16 protein-coding genes are annotated in these 15959 nt (G+C 73.3%); 7 read left to right on the top strand and 9 right to left on the bottom strand.

All coding sequences use genetic code 11. From position 1 onward, the window contains the following. The first annotated feature begins 20 nt into the window (after positions 1 to 20). On the top strand, positions 21 to 707 hold the full coding sequence (locus tag ACTMMA_RS11200) for a histidine phosphatase family protein (protein WP_441190209.1): 687 nt from the start codon (positions 21 to 23) through the stop codon (positions 705 to 707). An 85-nt stretch (positions 708 to 792) separates the two neighbouring features. Here the strand turns inward: ACTMMA_RS11200 and ACTMMA_RS11195 are convergent, their stop codons facing one another. Genes ACTMMA_RS11195 through ACTMMA_RS11185 form a run of 3 tightly spaced genes read right to left on the bottom strand, consistent with a single transcriptional unit; the run spans position 793 to position 3084 of the window. Next, positions 793 to 1059 (bottom strand): hypothetical protein, encoded by a 267-nt coding sequence (locus tag ACTMMA_RS11195; protein ID WP_441190208.1) that lies wholly within the window; start codon positions 1057 to 1059, stop codon positions 793 to 795. A gap of 31 nt (positions 1060 to 1090) precedes the next feature. After that, positions 1091 to 2263 (bottom strand): SGNH/GDSL hydrolase family protein, encoded by a 1173-nt coding sequence (locus ACTMMA_RS11190; protein ID WP_441190207.1) that lies wholly within the window; start codon positions 2261 to 2263, stop codon positions 1091 to 1093. Further along, a complete protein-coding gene (locus ACTMMA_RS11185) occupies positions 2260 to 3084 on the bottom strand; it encodes a hypothetical protein (protein WP_441190206.1) in 825 nt (274 codons plus the stop codon). The genes ACTMMA_RS11190 and ACTMMA_RS11185 overlap by 4 nt, the downstream gene beginning before the upstream one ends. A 228-nt stretch (positions 3085 to 3312) precedes the next feature. Here ACTMMA_RS11185 and rimO point away from each other — a divergent pair, with 228 nt between their 5' ends. The 4 genes from rimO to ACTMMA_RS11165 are packed head-to-tail and all read left to right on the top strand — an operon-like array spanning position 3313 to position 6342. Further along, a complete protein-coding gene (gene rimO, locus ACTMMA_RS11180; RefSeq protein ID WP_441190205.1) occupies positions 3313 to 4836 on the top strand; it encodes a 30S ribosomal protein S12 methylthiotransferase RimO in 1524 nt (507 codons plus the stop codon). Positions 4837 to 4841: 5 nt separating this feature from the next. After that, positions 4842 to 5462: a CDP-diacylglycerol--glycerol-3-phosphate 3-phosphatidyltransferase gene (gene pgsA, locus ACTMMA_RS11175; RefSeq protein ID WP_441190204.1), complete on the top strand. Its 621-nt coding sequence runs from the start codon at positions 4842 to 4844 to the stop codon at positions 5460 to 5462. Beyond that, a complete protein-coding gene (locus tag ACTMMA_RS11170) occupies positions 5459 to 5998 on the top strand; it encodes a CinA family protein (RefSeq protein ID WP_441190203.1) in 540 nt (179 codons plus the stop codon). Before pgsA ends, ACTMMA_RS11170 begins: the two co-directional genes overlap by 4 nt. 2 nt (positions 5999 to 6000) lie before the next feature. Then, positions 6001 to 6342: a helix-turn-helix domain-containing protein gene (locus tag ACTMMA_RS11165; protein ID WP_441190202.1), complete on the top strand. Its 342-nt coding sequence runs from the start codon at positions 6001 to 6003 to the stop codon at positions 6340 to 6342. Between the two features lie 18 nt (positions 6343 to 6360). On the opposite strand, the gene ACTMMA_RS11160 is transcribed toward ACTMMA_RS11165, so the two are convergent. Both ACTMMA_RS11160 and ACTMMA_RS11155 read right to left on the bottom strand, forming a co-directional pair. Beyond that, on the bottom strand, positions 6361 to 7221 hold the full coding sequence (locus tag ACTMMA_RS11160; RefSeq protein WP_441190201.1) for a DNA-formamidopyrimidine glycosylase family protein: 861 nt from the start codon (positions 7219 to 7221) through the stop codon (positions 6361 to 6363). 1 nt (position 7222) lies between these two features. Continuing rightward, entirely contained in the window at positions 7223 to 7828 is a 606-nt protein-coding gene (locus tag ACTMMA_RS11155) for a peroxidase-related enzyme (protein WP_441190200.1), read from the bottom strand. A gap of 52 nt (positions 7829 to 7880) precedes the next feature. Between ACTMMA_RS11155 and ACTMMA_RS11150 the strand changes: the two genes are divergently transcribed. Further along, the gene (locus ACTMMA_RS11150; protein ID WP_441190199.1) at positions 7881 to 8459 is read left to right on the top strand and encodes a GNAT family N-acetyltransferase; all 579 of its coding nucleotides are present in this window, start codon (positions 7881 to 7883) and stop codon (positions 8457 to 8459) included. A gap of 47 nt (positions 8460 to 8506) precedes the next feature. Here the strand turns inward: ACTMMA_RS11150 and ACTMMA_RS11145 are convergent, their stop codons facing one another. Both ACTMMA_RS11145 and ACTMMA_RS11140 read right to left on the bottom strand, forming a co-directional pair. Beyond that, entirely contained in the window at positions 8507 to 9442 is a 936-nt protein-coding gene (locus ACTMMA_RS11145; RefSeq protein WP_441190198.1) for a DMT family transporter, read from the bottom strand. Positions 9443 to 9446: 4 nt separating this feature from the next. Next, positions 9447 to 9890 carry an NUDIX domain-containing protein gene (locus tag ACTMMA_RS11140; RefSeq protein ID WP_441190197.1) on the bottom strand — a complete coding sequence of 148 codons (444 nt, stop codon included), beginning with the start codon at positions 9888 to 9890 and terminating at the stop codon, positions 9447 to 9449. Between the two features lie 38 nt (positions 9891 to 9928). Here ACTMMA_RS11140 and ACTMMA_RS11135 point away from each other — a divergent pair, with 38 nt between their 5' ends. Continuing rightward, positions 9929 to 10501 (top strand): LURP-one-related/scramblase family protein, encoded by a 573-nt coding sequence (locus ACTMMA_RS11135; protein ID WP_441190196.1) that lies wholly within the window; start codon positions 9929 to 9931, stop codon positions 10499 to 10501. 53 nt (positions 10502 to 10554) lie between these two features. Here the strand turns inward: ACTMMA_RS11135 and ACTMMA_RS11130 are convergent, their stop codons facing one another. Together ACTMMA_RS11130 and ACTMMA_RS11125 are read right to left on the bottom strand one after the other, a co-directional pair. Continuing rightward, positions 10555 to 15615: an Lhr family ATP-dependent helicase gene (locus tag ACTMMA_RS11130; RefSeq protein WP_441190195.1), complete on the bottom strand. Its 5061-nt coding sequence runs from the start codon at positions 15613 to 15615 to the stop codon at positions 10555 to 10557. A gap of 109 nt (positions 15616 to 15724) precedes the next feature. Further along, the gene (locus ACTMMA_RS11125; RefSeq protein ID WP_441190194.1) at positions 15725 to 15925 is read right to left on the bottom strand and encodes a hypothetical protein; all 201 of its coding nucleotides are present in this window, start codon (positions 15923 to 15925) and stop codon (positions 15725 to 15727) included. Between the last annotated feature and the right edge of the window lie 34 nt (positions 15926 to 15959).

The raw sequence follows: 15959 nt of genomic DNA, 5'->3' as shown, positions 1-15959 counted from the left end.
CCTGACCTAGCATCGGGACCGTGCGCCTCCTGCTGATCCGACACGCCCAGACGCCCAACAACGTCATCGGTGCCCTGGACACCGCCGCACCCGGTGCGGGGCTGACGGCCCTCGGCCGGGCCCAGGCCAGGGCGCTGACCGAGGCGCTGAAGGACGAGCGGGTGGACGGCATCTACGTCTCTCCGCTGGTGCGGACCCGCCTGACGGCCGAGCCGCTTGCCGCGGAGCGGGGCCTGCCCGCACGGACGGTGCCAGGCCTGGAGGAGATCTCCGCGGGCGACCTCGAGATGCGCTCCGACGAGGAGTCGGTGCTGGCCTACGTCACCGCGCTGATCGCCTGGGTCCAGGGTGACCTCTCCAGGGAGGTGCCGGGAGGCAGCGACGGGCATGCCTTCCTCGAGCGCTACGACCACGCCGTCGCCCAGATCGCGGCGGCCCACGGACCCGGACAGACCGCGGCGGTCTTCAGCCACGGGGCGGCGATCCGCGCCTACGCGGCGATCCGGTCCTCGCTGGACCCGCAGCACGGCGACGACCTGCGGATCATGAACACCGGCATGGGGGTCCTGGAGGGCGACCCGGCTGCGGGCTGGCGGTTGACCGACTGGCGCAGCGAGCCGGTGGGCGGTCACCTGCTGGCCGACGAGCTCGCCGACGACGTCACGGGCGAGAGCCCGCAGGAGGTCGTCGACGGGGACGCCCCCTGACCCCACCCGTCCCGTACGGGGCCAGCACCGCCGCCAACGAGCCGAAGGCGATGACATCGCGCTTCCGGGCAGCGGCGCCGCCCCCCTACCCTCCCAGGATCCCGGTGAGGAAGCCGAGCGAGAGCAGGAGGAAGACGCCGGCGGCGATCAGCAGGATCCAGCGGCAGACGCCGAGGGGCAGCAGCGCTGCTACAGCGAGCCCGAGACTGATCAGCCCCGTCTGACGAGTGCTCGACATCCTGGTGGCGCCGCTAGCATCACCGGGCGCGTAACCCACCACGGTGACCCAACCGACGATCGCGACCGCGACGACGGCGACGAGGGCCGCGCCTGCTCTGGCTCCAAGGTCCATGGCCTCCATCATGCCTTCCCGAAGGGACCCGTCAGGGCTCGAGCGACTGGAGGTAGTCCTCCACCAGCTGCTGCATGGCGGCCTGGCCTTCGGCCGTGGGGTGGAACGCCTCCGGGGGGAAGGCCCGGTTGGGACCTACGCCGAAGGACAGCACCCACGGATCGTCGCTGCCGACGCCGTGATCTGCGAAGGCCTCGGTGGGATCGATGAAGTGCACGCCCTCCTCGCGGGCGACCCGGGCCATCATCGCGTTGAGCAGGTCCGCCTTGTCGTTGGCCCACATCGCATCCTCGTGGGACAGGGTGCTGGTCCGGCCACCGTAGGACTCGTCGAAGAGCCTGGGATAGCCCATGTGCACGACGTGGGCGCCGTCCTCGGACTGCTCCCGGATGAAGGCGTACATCGCCCTCAGGTCTGCCTCGAGCTGGTCGAGCCGGACCTGGAACCGGGTGCGGCCCTGTGCGTCGTCGGGGTCCACCCCGTCCCAGTGCGCCTGGCAGTCATCCATGCCTCCGTGCAGCTGGTTGCAGGAGGTGAGGACGTCCGCGAAGCCCATGTCGTTGCCACCCATGGAGACGAACACCATGGAGGTGTCGGGGGTGACGGCATCTCCCTGCGGCCCCTCCCCGTCGTTGCCCGAGTGGTTGTCGTTCTGCACGTCGTCGGTCACCGCGCCCGAGCAGGCCATGAAGCTGTAGCGGTCGGGCCAGTGCTGGTCGCCGATCGCCGGGCCCCAGGCGTTGGCAGACCGGTGGCACCGGTTCTCCGGCACGTCGTTTCCCCGCAGGTCGTCCCACCACGATGGTCCACGGTCGGACTCGTCCGTGTAGTCGCCGGCGCCCTCGCCGGAGCCGTAGCTGTCGCCGATGAAGACCATGTTCCCGGCGGTCACGTCCGCGTAGGTCCAGCTCCGGTCCCGGTAGGGGACGGGTTCTTCGACGGGGGTGCCGTCTTCCTGGGGAAGTCCTCCGGCCGTGTCGCCGATCCCCAGGTCCGCGCAGGTCGGGTCCAGCCCGGGGAGAACGGCGAAGGCACGGCAGATGGTGCCGGAGACCCGCTCGCCGAGCAGCTGGGGCGCGGTGGAAGCCACGCCGAAAGCGGCGGTGCTGATGAGGATGGCCGCGAGGAGGGTGGCGGCGGCATATTCCAGGCCGGCCGCCCCACGATCGCCGATCTTGCGGAGCAGCGTCAGGCAGCCCCTCATCGGTCCGCGCTCTCGAGGGCGTCGACGAGGATGGTCGGGCCCGGGTCTTCACCCAGGGCGCCGGACACCGAGACCCAGTGCCATCCGCCTTCAACGTCGCGCAACGCGTTGTGCCGGATCAGCTCGGGTGTGTCGCCCTCTGCCTCCGTGGTCTCGGTCCATCCGACCCAACCGGACGGGAGACCGGGCAGCGGGTCGACCGTGACCTCGTACCGTCCGTCCCCCTGGGGCACTTCCAGGCCGTCGTCGCTGACGCCGAAGCCCTCGCAGCCGGAGAGCGCCCGGCCGGCCTCCTCCGCCAGGCCATGGGCGTCCGCCTCGTCGAACAGGTGGACCTCGCTGGTCAGATAGGTGAAGTTCTCCACCCACCCCCACCGGCGGTGCGCGGCGTCACGCGGTTCCACCGGGTCCATCTGCACCCCGCAGATGGTCTGGACGAACTTCGGGCCGTCGGCCTCGACGACCTGCCACTGCTCGTCGAGCGGGGGATCCGTCAGGAGCATGGGCTCGGCGCTGCCGTCGCCCTCGGTCATGGCCGCGTGGAAGCTGTCTCCGTCCCCCCGCAGCTCGACATAGCCGGCCGGGGCGTTGGAGCCGGCGACGGGCTGGCTCGGGCTCGCGGCGGCCGAGGCTTGGTCCTCGGCCGCCGCGTCCTCTCCCCGAGCGGGGGAGTCGGTCACTGCCGGTGTCCCGTCCGGCGTCGACCCTCCCGGAGCAGAAGGCTCATCCGTGACGGGCGTGACGCCGCCCTCCGTGTTCGCGCAGGCGGTCAGCAGCGCCGTCGCGAGCACGACCCCCGTGAGCCTCAGTCCGAACACCATGTCCCTGTCCTCCCTCGTCGGTGGTTCGACGGTAGGTGGCGAAGGGGGCCGCGCGGGAGGGCCGGAAGACCCCCTGTGGGACCCTACTTGCGCAGCCCCGTGATGGGGACCTTCGGCCCTCGGCGGCCGGCTCCCGAAGCAGTGGCGCTGTCCGTGGGCGGTCCGAGAGGCCGGGGCCGGTGACCGCCCGGATAGGTGCCAGCCGCTTCGCCTGTCAGACTGAAACCCATGACCACCACCCCTCGAAGCGTCGCCGTCGTCACCCTCGGGTGCACCCGCAACGAGGTCGACTCCGAGGAGCTGGCGGGCCGGCTGTCCGCCGAGGGCTGGACCCTCGTCGACGACGCCTCCCAGGCGGACGTGGCCGTCGTCAACACCTGCGGCTTCGTCGAGCAGGCCAAGAAGGACTCGATCGACGCCCTGCTGGAGGCCAACGACCTCAAGCGCAGCGGTCGCACCCAGGCCGTCGTGGCGGTCGGCTGCATGGCCGAGCGTTACGGCCAGCAGCTGGCCGACGAGCTGCCGGAGGCCGACGCCGTCCTGGGCTTCGACTCCTACGCCGACATGTCCGGCCACCTCACCCGGATCCTCGCGGGGGAGCGGCCCGGCTCGCACGTGCCCCGCGACCGTCGCACCCTGCTCCCGCTCGCCCCGGCCGCCCGCCGTGACGCCGCGGCCGGCGCCGGCATCTCCCTGCCCGGGCACCAGCAGCCCGCACACCAGCCCGAGCAGGGCGCCGACCACGCCCGGCCCACCCCCGAGCCTGCGGTCCCGCTCGCCGAGGTGACGCCGTCCACGGGTCCCCGCGTGGTGCGCGCCCGGCTCGACGGCCGCCCCTGGGCGCCGCTGAAGATCGCCTCGGGCTGCGACCGTCGCTGCTCCTTCTGCGCGATCCCGATGTTCCGCGGGTCCTTCCTGTCCCGCCGTCCGCACGAGATCCTGGACGAGGCCCGCTGGCTGGGGGAGCGCGGCGTCAAGGAGATCTTCCTCGTCAGCGAGAACACCACCTCCTACGGCAAGGACCTGGGCGATCTGCGGCTCATCGACGCGCTCCTGCCCGAGCTGGCGGCGGTCGAGGGCGTGGAGCGGGTGCGGGTCTCCTACCTGCAGCCCGCCGAGATCCGCCCGGACCTGCTCGACGCCATGGCCGGCACGCCCGGCGTCGTGCCCTACTTCGACATCTCCTTCCAGCACGCCAGCGGCCCCCTGCTCCGCCGGATGCGCCGCTTCGGGGACCGCACCTCCTTCCTGGCGCTGCTGGAGCAGGTCCGTTCGAGGCTGCCGGAGGCGGGGATCCGGACCAACGTCATCGTCGGCTTCCCCGGTGAGACCGAGGAGGACCTGGACGAGCTCATCGCCTTCCTGTCCGAGGCCCGGCTCGACGTCGTCGGGGTCTTCGGCTACTCCGACGAGGACGGCACCGAGGCCGAGTCCTATCCCGACAAGCACGACGAGGAGACCATCGCGCAGCGGGTCGCCGAGGTCACCGCGCTCGTGGAGGAGCTCACCGCCCAGCGGGCGGCCGAGCGCATCGGCACCACCGTCTCGGTCCTCGTCGAAGGTGTGGACGATGACGAGCCCCGGCTCGTCGGTCGCGCGGGCCAGCAGGGCCCCGACGTCGACGGTGTCACCTACCTGATCGACGAGGAGGGCGGTATGCCGTCGCTCACCGCAGGCGACATCGTCACCGCGGAGGTGGTCGGGACCGAGGGTGTCGATCTGATCGCGGTGCCGGTCCGGATGGGAGACTGAACCCCGTGATCGGCCCCCACGACCCCGACGGCCCCGACATCGCGACGGCACCGGTGGCGCCGCAGGTCTCCCCGTGGAACCTGCCCAACGCGCTGACCGTGCTGCGGATCTTCATGGTCCCGGTCTTCGGCTGGTTGCTGCTCAGCCACGGCGGGGAGGACACGACCTGGCGCTGGTGGGCGCTGGTGGTCTTCCTGGTCGCGACGGCGACCGACTGGATCGACGGCTGGCTGGCCCGGCGTCACGCGCTGATCACCGACTTCGGCAAGCTCATGGACCCGATCGCCGACAAGGCCCTGATGGGGACCGCGCTCATCGGCCTGTCGGTGCTGGGGCTGCTGCCCTGGTGGGTGACGGTGGTCATCCTGGTCCGCGAGATCGGGATCACCCTCATGCGCTTCGTGGTCATCAAGCGCGGAGTCATCCCGGCGAGCAAGGGCGGCAAGCTCAAGACGGTGCTGCAGGCGGTGGGTCTGTCCCTGCTCATCGCCCCGCTCGGCGGGATGCTCGGCACGCTCGGCCTGTGGGTGATGTACGCCGCGGCCGTGGTCACCGTCGTCACCGGCATCGACTACGTGCGGCAGGTCTACGCACCGCGGCCGGCGAAGGTCGAGCAGCACTCGTGACCGCTGCGGCGGCCCGGGTGCTGGAGCTGCTGCGCGAGCGCGGGCAGACGCTGGGCGCGGCCGAGTCCCTGACCGGAGGCCTGGTGCTGGCCGCGCTGACCGACGTCCCGGGGTCCAGCGACGTGGTGCGCGGGGGAGTGGTCTCCTACGCCACGGAGGTCAAGGTCGGTGTGCTCGGCGTGCCCGCAGCGGTCGTCGACACGGTGGGCGTGGTCTCGCGGGAGTGTGCCGAGGCGATGGCCTCCGGGGTGCGAGGGGTGGTCGGTGCCGACTGGGGCCTGGCCACGACCGGTGTGGCCGGCCCGGGGCCGGCCGACGGGCACGCCGCCGGCACAGTCCACATCGCCGTCGTCGGGCCGCGGGAATCCTGGGGGGCCCACCGGGTGTTGCACCTGGACGGCTCCCGGGCACAGGTCCGGGACGCCACCGTGGAGGCGGTCCTGGACCTCCTCCGGAAGACGGTGGAGGCGCCCTTGTCGGTGCCGTCGGATAACGTTGGAGACAGGTCGTCACGAGGCGAGGCGAAGGAGGGTTGACCATGGTGCTGCTGAGACGAGAGCTGGGCGACGTCCTGCGCGAGAAGAGGCAGGACCAGGGACGGACCCTGCGCGAGGTCAGCGCGGAGGCGTCCTGCTCCTTGGGCTACCTGTCCGAGATCGAGCGCGGTGAGAAGGAAGCCTCCTCCGAGCTGCTGGCCTCCATCTGCAAGGCCCTCGACGTGCCCCTCTCCGAGATGCTCTCCGACGTGGCCGACCGGGTGAGCCTGGCCGAGGCCGCCCAGAGCCAGATGACCGTCGTGCTCAACGACGGGCTGGCCAAGCCGCTCCACCACCGCCCGGTGGGGACGCGCCGCGGGCGCTCGGTCGTCTCCGCGGCCTGACCCGGCGGACTTCTCGCTTCACGGATCCAGGTAGCGCGGCGGGCGGTGCCCCAGCGGGGCCTGCGCCCCGCCGTCGTCGTGGGCGGCGAGCCCGCCCTGGCAGGCGGGGCAGTAGTTGAGGACCCGTTGGCGGGGAGCCTGCCCGACCGTGGCCATCCGCACCGCGCCGCCGCAGCGATGGCACGGGAGCCCCTTGCGGGCGAAGACCCAGGTGTCGTCCGCGACGCCCGCACGTCCGGTGGTCGCCAGCCGCCCCTCCCGGCAGGTGCGGACCATGAGCGTGCGCGTCGTGTCGAGGATCTCGCCCAAGGCCTCCGCCCCCACCGCACCCACCGGGGTCCACGGGTTGACGCCGTGCAGGAAGAGCGGCTCGCTGGCGTAGATCGTGCCGATCCCGGCCAGGTTGCGCTGGTCCAGGAGCGCCTCGGCGACCGCCAGGTCCGGGGCCCGCAGCAGGTTCGCCACCGCCGCCGCCCGGTCGAAGGCGGGGTCCAGCAGGTCCGGGCCGAGGTGCCCGACGACGGAACCCTCGTCCTCGGTGCGGACCAGGTCGAGCATCCCGAGCGAGTCACCCACCGCCACCCGCTCGGCCGTCCACAGGAGGGCACGGGTCGTGTGCCGGCGAGCTGCCGCATACCGTGCCCCGAGCGGACGCACCCGCCACGAGCCGTCCATCCGCAGGTGGCTGTGCAGCGTCAGCCCACCCCCGAGCCGGTGCAGGAGGTGCTTGCCCCGCGGCACCACCTCGAGCGTCCGTCGTCCGGTGAGGTCGGAGGTCGCCAGCGCGGGGACCCGCAGGTCGGAGCCGGTCAGCACCGCACCGGCCAGGCCGCGGTGGAGCCGCTGCGCGGTCAGCCAGACGGCATCTCCCTCGGGCACCTCAGGGCCGGGAGGTGAGGTCGACGTCGGTGAAGCGGTCCTGGGAGTGGTACTCGACGTTGGGGACCATGGCCAGGGCCGTCGAGACCCGGTTGGTCATGTTGAACATCCCGATGACCTGCACCGCCTCCAGGATCTGGTGGTCGTCCAGGCCCACTGCCCGCAGCGGCTCGAGATCCTCGGCGGTGACCTGAGCAGGGGTGAGGGTGAGCTTCTCCGCGTAGGCCGCCAGGGTCGCCTCCCGCTCGGGAAGGTCCGCCTGGCGCCAGTTGACCCCCACCTGGTCGGCGGTGATCGGGTCCCCGGTGTAGAAGCGCAGGGCGGCCTGGTGGCTCACCGCGCAGTAGACGCACTGGTTGATGCCGCTGACCACGACCGCCAGCAGCTCGCGCTCGGCGTTGGTCAGGTGCCCCTCCTTGTTGACCAGCAGGTTGAAGTAGTTCCACCACGCCTGGAACTGCTCGGCGTTGTAGGCCTGCGCGACGAAGACGTTGGGGATGAAGCCGAAGGCCTCCAGGGACTTGTCCCACAGGCGGCGCACCCCGTCGGGCACGTCCTCACGGTCTGGCAGCGGCAGGGCGGAGATGGGGCGGTCGGCGGCGCTCATGAGCCCACGTTATGCCCTTTGCGCGCCGGCGGACAGACCCTAGGGTTGCCCCGTGACCGAGCCTGCCGAGCGCCCCCGCCCGATCGTGCGCGCGCTGCGTCCCGCGGACGCCCCGGCGGTGCTGGAGGCCTTCGGCTCGGCCCCAGACATGGCGCGGCAGGGCCAGGTGCGCACGCGCGAGGAGGCGGAGAGGTATGTGGCGCGCCTCACCTCTCCCGGTGGCGGCTCGCGCGCCCTGGCGATCTGCGTGGACGGGCGGTGCGTCGGGCTCGTCGGCGTCGCGGTGGACAGGGACAACCGCAGCGGCTGGGTCTACTACTGGACGCACGCCGCGCACCGGGGCCGCGGGGTGACGGCGGCGGCGGTGACGACCGCGGCCGACCACGCGCTGTCCGAGGGCGGGCTGGAGCGGCTGGAGCTCGGGCACAGGGTCAACAACCCCGCCTCGGGCGGCGTGGCACGGGCGGCCGGCTTCGTCCAGGAGGGCCTCGAGCGGGCCAAGTTCCTCATCGACGGGGAGCGGATCGACGTGCTGACCTACGGGCGCCTGCGCAGCGATCCCTGGCCGGAGGGTCCGCGGCTGCCGCTCGACCCGACCGGGCTGGAGGGGCCGTGGTGGGACGCGCCGTGAGGCACCGTGCCGCGTCCCTGACGCTCCGGCCGTCCTGACCGGGCCTGTCAGACCGGCTCGGGAGCCACCGGGCGTGCCCGCCGCCGGAGAGCCATCACCGACAGGCTGGCCACGACCACGGCCATGCCGAGGGTGGTCAGGCCCGTGAGGTGCTCCCGCAGGACCAGAACGCCGAGGAGGGTCGCGGTCACCGGTTCGGCGAGCGAGAGGGTGGCGACGGTGCTCGCGGGCAGGCTGCCCAGACCGTGCTGGAAGAGCACGTAGGACAGACCGGTCGCGGCGATCCCCAGCCACAGGACCATGAGGACGCCGGAGGTGGTGGCCAACCAGCGCAGGTCACCCAGCCCCAGGGCCGGGGCGAGGAAGAGCGCACCCAGGGTGAAGAACCAGGCCATCACCCGCAGTCCCGCCCAGCCCTGGACCAGCAGGGCCCGGGCGGCGATCGTGTAGCCCGCGTAGGACACCCCCGCCCCCAGCGCCGCCGCAATCCCGACCAGGTCGAGACGGCCTCCCTCCCCGGCCGAGCCGGCCACCAGGAGCAGGACCCCGACGATTGCGCCCGCGGTCGCCAGGGCCCACCGCCGCGTGACCCGTTCGCCGAGGAGAAGTCCGAGCAGGCCGGTGGCCAGGGGAGCCACCCCGAGCGCCACCACGGTGCCGACCGCCACGCCGGCCCGGGCCACGCCCTGGAAGAAGAAGGCCTGGTAAGTCGCCACGGTCAGCCCGCCCAGCACGATGAGCACGGGCGCGGGGGTCCGGGCCAGGAGTCCCCGGGCGTGGCTCCCCTCCCGTGACGGCAGCGCCCCGGTTCGCCAGGCCAGGAGTGCGAGGACGAGCGCCCCGAGAGCCACGCGGGCCGCGCCGACGGAGGCTGGATCGCTGGAGTCCGGTCCCAGGGCCTGGGCGGTGCCGGTCGTGCCCCACAGGGCCGCGGCGCCCACGGCGCTGAGCGCGGCGAGCACAGCGGGTGCGGGGCGGGTCACCGCGCTATTCGACCACATCGCTCCCGGCGCTCGCGCCACCCAGGAGGCCCAGCAGCAGCGGCAGGACGGCCGGGTCGGCGAGCGTGAGTCCGGGCAGGTCGGCGGCGCCGAACCAGCCCAGGTCGTCGTGCTCGTGGGGGGCCAGGTTGACCGGCTCCCCGTCCCACGCGGTCACCAGGAAGGCGTGCAGCCGGATCGAGGGGTCGAAGGACCGCAGCTGCAGGGCTCGTGCCTCCTGCACCTCGATGCCGATCTCTTCTCGGCACTCGCGGCGCAGCGCGGTCAGGGGCTCCTCGCCGGGCTCGAGGTGGCCGCCGACCAGGTCCCAGCAGTCGGGATACCACTCCCGCCGTGGGTGCCGGTGCGCCAGGAAGGTCCGGCCGTCCCGGACGAGGATGGCCACCGCGACCTCGTGCTCGGCACTCTGCGGATCCGGGCCCACGGTCATGGCGGCACCCTACGGGGCCCGCGTGGTAGACAGGCCCCATGGGGCTCATCGACGCGAGGGAGCTGGTCCTGGACCAGGTGACCTCCCTGTTCAAGAACGACTTCGAGATCTTCGAGAACAACGAGGTGGTCGGACGGATCACCACCCAGGGTGGTCTTGGATCACGCCTGCTCATGGGCAACCGGGAGTTCCTCGTCACCGAGCTCGACGGCGCCCCGGTCCTGCGCCTGGTCGACGTGGTCAACTTCGGGCGGGACACCTACGAGCTCCACGACGCCTCGGGGGCGCTGCTGGGGACCCTGCGTCGCGAGGTCTCGTTCCTGCGCAAGCGCATCACCTTCCTGCCCGCCGACGCCGGGGACGGGCTGGAGGTGCAGGGCAACTTCTGGGGCTACGACTACCAGATCCTGGTGCGCAACGAGCCGATGGCCACCGTGTCCCAGAAGTGGGCAGGCCTGGGCCGCGCGCTCCTGGGCGGCCAGCGCTACACCGTCTCCCTGGCCCACACCAGCGATCCGCGGCTGCGCCAGGTCATCCTCGGCGTGGTGATCGCGATCGACCTGATGAAGGCCAAGGACCAGCGCAGCGCCGCCTCGTCCTCGAGCAGCTGAGCCGTTCGACCACTCCCGCACCGTGTCGGCGCCCTCGTGCCAGGTCGCGGCGATCAGCGGCGGGCAGGCCCTGTCCTGAGCCGTAACCCCTGTGGTGCGGTGTGGAAACCGGCGTCGACCAGGGCGGCCGCCAACGGCGCAGCTGAGCCGAGGGCGGGCGCGCCGTCGATCTTGGCGACGGTGATGCCGCGCAGCGCCCCGGAGCGGACGGCCTCGCGGAGGGCGCCGGCCACCAACGGCCAGGCGGCACCTGCCAGCAGGTGATCCGGGGGCGGGAAGGTCAGGGCGGTGCGGCCACCACGCTCGAGGTAGAGCAGCAGCGACCCGTCGACAAGCACCACCATGGCGCCGGCCTTGCGGCCAGGGCGGTGCCCCTCGTCCTCACGCTCTGGCCAGGCGATGCTGGCGCCGAAGGGATTCGCCGGGTCGGTCGCCGCCAGCAGCACCACGTCCGGCTCCCGCCCCGCGGCCTCCAGGCCTGCGTCCGCCGCCCCGTCCAGGGCCCGCAGCCTGTCGATCGCCCCGGCCGTGCCGAACTGGGCCGCACCCAGGCCCTCCACGACATACCCGCGTCGCACGCGCCCCGCCTCCTCCGCGCCGGCCAGGACACGGTAGACACCGGCATAGCCGCCCGCGATGCCCTCGGCGACGACGGAGCCGCGGGTGAGCACGCCGTAGCGGTCCAGCAGCGTCTCGGCGGTGGCCAGCGCGCGCACCGTCGGGTCTGTCTCCGCCGGCGGCAGCAGTGACCAGCGCCCGGCCGCGGTCGGCGGCCCGGACCTGGCCGGCATCACGGGACGTGAGGGCCGGGCGGAGAGCGCCACCGAGCTGCGCGCCCACCGGGCCGAGCGGGCCGGGGTCCGCCGCGCCTTGTGGGCGCTGCGTCCGCCCGACAGGAGCGCCCGCACCGGCGCGAAGGTGTCGGCGCTCACGCGCCCCGACCACACCAGCTCCCACACGGTATGCAGCAGCTCCTGGTCGTCGGTCGACCCCAGGGCGTCCGAGACGGCTCGGAAGAAGTAGGCGCCCCCGGGGACGCGCTCGAGGAGCTCGAGCACCTGGGCGGCGACGGAGCCGGGAGGTGCCGGCCCGTCCAGGACCTCGCCGGTGTCGGGGTCGTGGGCGGGCTCGCTGGAGCTCTGCTGCTGGAGCTCCGGGGCGAGGTCCCCTGCGGCGAGGTCCTGGGGCGTCGCGAGCGTGAGGTGCGCGGTGTCGGCCAGGTGCAGCGAGACCCAGCCGTCGTCACCGGGCAGTGACCCGTGCCCCTGCCACAGGACCTCGCCGGCGGTCATCAGCTCGTCCAGGAGGGCGGGGGAGTAGTCGCGGACGCGGGCCGGCAGGATCAGCGACTCGACCGCCGAGGCCGGCATGCGTGCCCCGGCCAGCTGCTCCACCGCGCGCAGGACGCCGTCGGGCCCGCGCAGCTCCCCGACCGACTGCCAGCGCGGCAGGAAGCGCGCGTAGGTCGACTGCGGGACCGGCTCGACCTCCTGCCGCAGCGAAGCCAAGGACCGGCGGCGCAGCAGCCGAAGGACCTCGGCGTCGCAGACGTCGTCGCTGCCCGTGCCCTCAGGTGCGAGGGCGCCCTGCACGAGCCGACCGGAGGACACCTGCCGTGCGACGGCGTCCCGGACGACGGCCGGGCCCAGGCCCAGCCGCGTGGCGAGGTCCTCCAGGGGGAACGGGGTGTGGGTGCGGGCGTAGCGCGTGACCAGGTCGCCGAGCGGATCCTCGACGCCCTCGAGGAAAGCGGCCGGCACCCCGACGGGCATCGCCACCCCGAGAGCGTCCCGCAGTCGTGCCGCGTCCTGCGCGTCGGCCCACCGGTCCTCCCCCGCGATCCGCACCTCGATGACGCGGCGGGCGTCGACCAGGCCGGTCAGCCAGGTCTCGACCCGGTCGCGCGCCTCCTCCCGGGCGCGCTCGATGACCTCCGGGGTGGACAGGGGGCCCAGCACCCGCAGCAGGTCCACGACGTCCTCGGCGTCCCGGGCGCCACGCTCCGGGGTGAGGCGTTGCAGCTCGGCGTAGGTCTGGGCGACCACGACGGGATCGAGCAGGTCGCGCAGGGCCGCCCCTTCGCCGCGTCCCAGCAGCTCGGCGAGCAGGGAGGGGTCCAGGGACAGGGCAGCCGCCCGCCGCTCGGCCAGCGGGGAGTCGCCCTCGTAGAGAAACTGGGCGATGTAGCCCATCAGCAGCGACCTGGCGAAGGGCGAGGGCGTCGCGCCGGTCACCGAGACGACCCGCACCTTCCGCCTGGCCACCTCCTGCATCAGCCGGCGCAGGGCCTCGACGTCGTAGACGTCCTGGACGCACTCGCGCACCGCCTCCAGGACGATCGGGAAGGTCGGGTAACGGCTGGCGACCTCGAGCAGCTGGGCCGAGCGCTGCCGCTGCTGCCACAGCGGCTGCCGTTTGCCGGGGTTGCGGCGTGGCAGCAGGAGGGCCCGGGCCGCGCACTCGCGGAAGCGGGAGGCGAACAGCGCCGAGCCGCCGATCTCCTGGGTCACCAGGTCGGCGACCTCGTCGGGGTCGAGGGTGAGCAGCTCGGCGATCTCGGCGTCGAGGGAGGCTTCCCTCGAGCCGGCGCCCGCGCCCGTCTCGTCGTCCCAGCCGCCGAGGTCGGGCAGCCGCAGCACGATGCCGTCGTCGGCCGCCAGCGCCTGCACGTCGGTGCCGTAGCGCTCCCGCAGGCGCGCGGCCAGGCACAGCGCCCACGGCGCGTGAACCGGTGTGCCCCAGGGGGAGTGGACCACTACCCGCCAGTCGCCGATCTCGTCGCGGAAGCGCTCGACGACGATCGTCCGGTCGTCGGGGAGGTGGCCGGTGGCCTCGCGCTGGTCGGCGAGATAGGTGATGAGGTTGTCGGCCGCCCATCCGTCCAGGCCCCGCTCGGGGGAGGTGAGCACGAAGTGGGCGGAGGCGTGCTGCATACCCCCGATCTCGCGCACGAAGGCACCCACCGCCGCCCCGAGCTCGGCCGGCCGCCCCTGGGACTCGCCCTTCCAGAAGGGGAGACGTCCGATCTGTCCCGGGGCAGGCGTCACCAGCACCTGGTCGTGGGTGATGTCCTCGATCCGCCAGCTGGTCGTCCCGAGGGTGAAGACGTCGCCGACCCGGGACTCGTAGACCATCTCCTCGTCCAGCTCGCCCACCCGTCGACCGGGTCCGTCCCCGGTGGCGAGCATGACGGCGTAGAGGCCGCGGTCGGGGATCGTCCCCCCGGAGGTGACCGCGAGCAGCTGCGCCCCGCGCCGCGCCGAGAGGGTGTCGGTGACGCGGTCCCACACGATCCGGGGCCGCAGATCGGCGAAGTCCTCGCCGGGATAGCGCCCGGCCAGCATGTCCAGGACCGCCTCGAAGACGGGACGCGACAGCGCGGCGTAGGAGGCCGAGCGACGGACCAGGTCGAAGAGGTCGGCGACCGGCCAGTCGTCCATCGAGACCATCGCCACGACCTGCTGGGCGAGGACGTCGAGGGGGTTGGACAGCACCGAGAGCTGCTCGATCATCCCGGCCCGCATCCGCTCGACGACCACGGCCGTCTGCACGAGGTCGGCGCGGTGGGTCGGGAAGAAGACCCCGTGGCTGGTCGCGCCCACCTGGTGCCCCGCGCGCCCGACGCGCTGCAGCCCGGAGGCCACGCTGGGCGGGCTGGCGACCTGCGCGACGAGGTCGACCGCCCCCATGTCGATGCCGAGCTCGAGGCTGCTGGTCGCGACCACCGCCGGCAGCTGCCCGGTCTTGAGGGCGTCCTCGATGACCGCGCGCTGCTCCTTGCTCACCGAGCCGTGGTGGGCCCGGGCGAGGACCGGTGGCGCCGCGCCGCCGGCGCCCGACTGCGCCATCACCTGGGCCGGCGCTCTTCCTCCGGTATGCGGTGCTCCCTCCCCGTGGTCGCTCTGCCGCTCGTCCCACTCCTCGTTGAGGCGGGAGGTGAAGCGCTCGGCCACGCGCCGGGAGTTGGTGAAGACCAGCGTCGAGGTGTGGCTCGAGACCAGGTCGGCGATGCGGCGCTCGATGTGCGGCCAGATGGAGGCTCGTTCCTCGGGGTCGGGGGCCGGCGCCCACGCGTCGCCGCTGCTGCCGCTGCTGCCGCTGCTGCCGCCATCACCGTCGAGGTCCGGCAGGACGGGGCCCGGGCCGACCATCCAGTCGTCGACGGGAGCCTGGCCGCCGGGGTCGGCGTGACCGCCGGGGTCGGCGTGGCCGCCTGGGTCCGGAGAAGCGGCGGGGCCAGCGGTGCTGCCGGGGCCGGAGCGTAGGGCGGGGGAGGCGCCCTCGACGTCGGGCCGCTCGGTGGCGCCCGGGTCGGCCATGTCGGGGACGGGAACGACGACCTCGAGGTCCCACCGCTTGGTGGACGGTGGCTGGACGGTGCTGACCGGCCTGCCCCCGGCGAGGTAGCGCGCCACCTCCTCCACGGGCCGGACCGTGGCGGACAGGCCGATCCGCTGGGCCGGGCGCTCCAGGAGCGCGTCCAGCCGGTCCAGGGTGACCGCGAGGTGGGCGCCCCGCTTGGTGCCGGCGACGGCGTGCACCTCGTCGATGATCACCGACTCCACCCCGCCGAGGGCGCTGCGGGCCTGGGAGGTGAGCAGGAGGAAGAGCGACTCCGGGGTGGTGATGAGGATCTCCGCGCCGTCCTTGGCGAACGCGCGGCGTTCGGCGGCCGGGGTGTCCCCGGACCGGACGGCGACGGAGACGGTGGGCGACGGGAGCCCGAGCCTGGTGGCGGCATGACCGATGCCCACCAGCGGGGAGCGCAGGTTGCGCTCGACGTCGACCGCGAGGGCCTTCAGCGGGGAGACGTACAGGACGCGGCAGCGCGCGGACGTGGCCGAGGGCGGCGGGGCAGAGGACGGGGCGGAGGACGGCCTGGCCGAGGACGGCGTGGCGGGACGGGGCTCGGCGACGATGCGGTCGATGGCCCACAGGAAGGCCGAGAGGGTCTTGCCGGAGCCGGTGGGGGCCACGACGAGCGTGTGGTCACCCCGGCTGATGGCCTCCCAGGCTCCCAGCTGGGCGGCGGTCGGGCCGGGGAAGGACGCGTCGAACCACGCCCGCGTGGCGGGGGAAAAGCGGTCCAGGACCGTGGGCTCCGGCGAGGTCACTGGGCCACTGTCTCACCAGGCACCGACAACGCGCCCCCGCAGGAGGGTCGGCCACCGCGGACAGGGGTGGGACGGCCTGTGCAGGAGCGCGGTCGGCGGTGAGGCTGGGTCAGGCGCGGTCGCCGGACTGGGGGACCAGGCGGCGGCGGGTCGTGGAGTCGACCCGGTTGCCGTAGGCACCGGTCACCGGCGGGGGCGTCGGGGCGACCTCGTCACGCACGTGGTGATGCTTGGTGATGTAGGTCGGGCGCCACAGCTTCAGGGCGACGAGCAGCTTCTGCCACCAGGCCAGGTCCTGCTGAGAGCTCACGATTCTCCTCCACGGTGCGGGTGCTTCCGGTCCA

Origin of the sequence: Ornithinimicrobium panacihumi (genome assembly GCF_052073805.1) — a bacterium.
GTDB lineage: Bacteria > Actinomycetota > Actinomycetes > Actinomycetales > Dermatophilaceae > Ornithinicoccus > Ornithinicoccus panacihumi.
The sequence above is the reverse complement of the archived record's forward strand: the minus strand, read 5'-3'. Positions and strand labels throughout refer to the sequence as shown.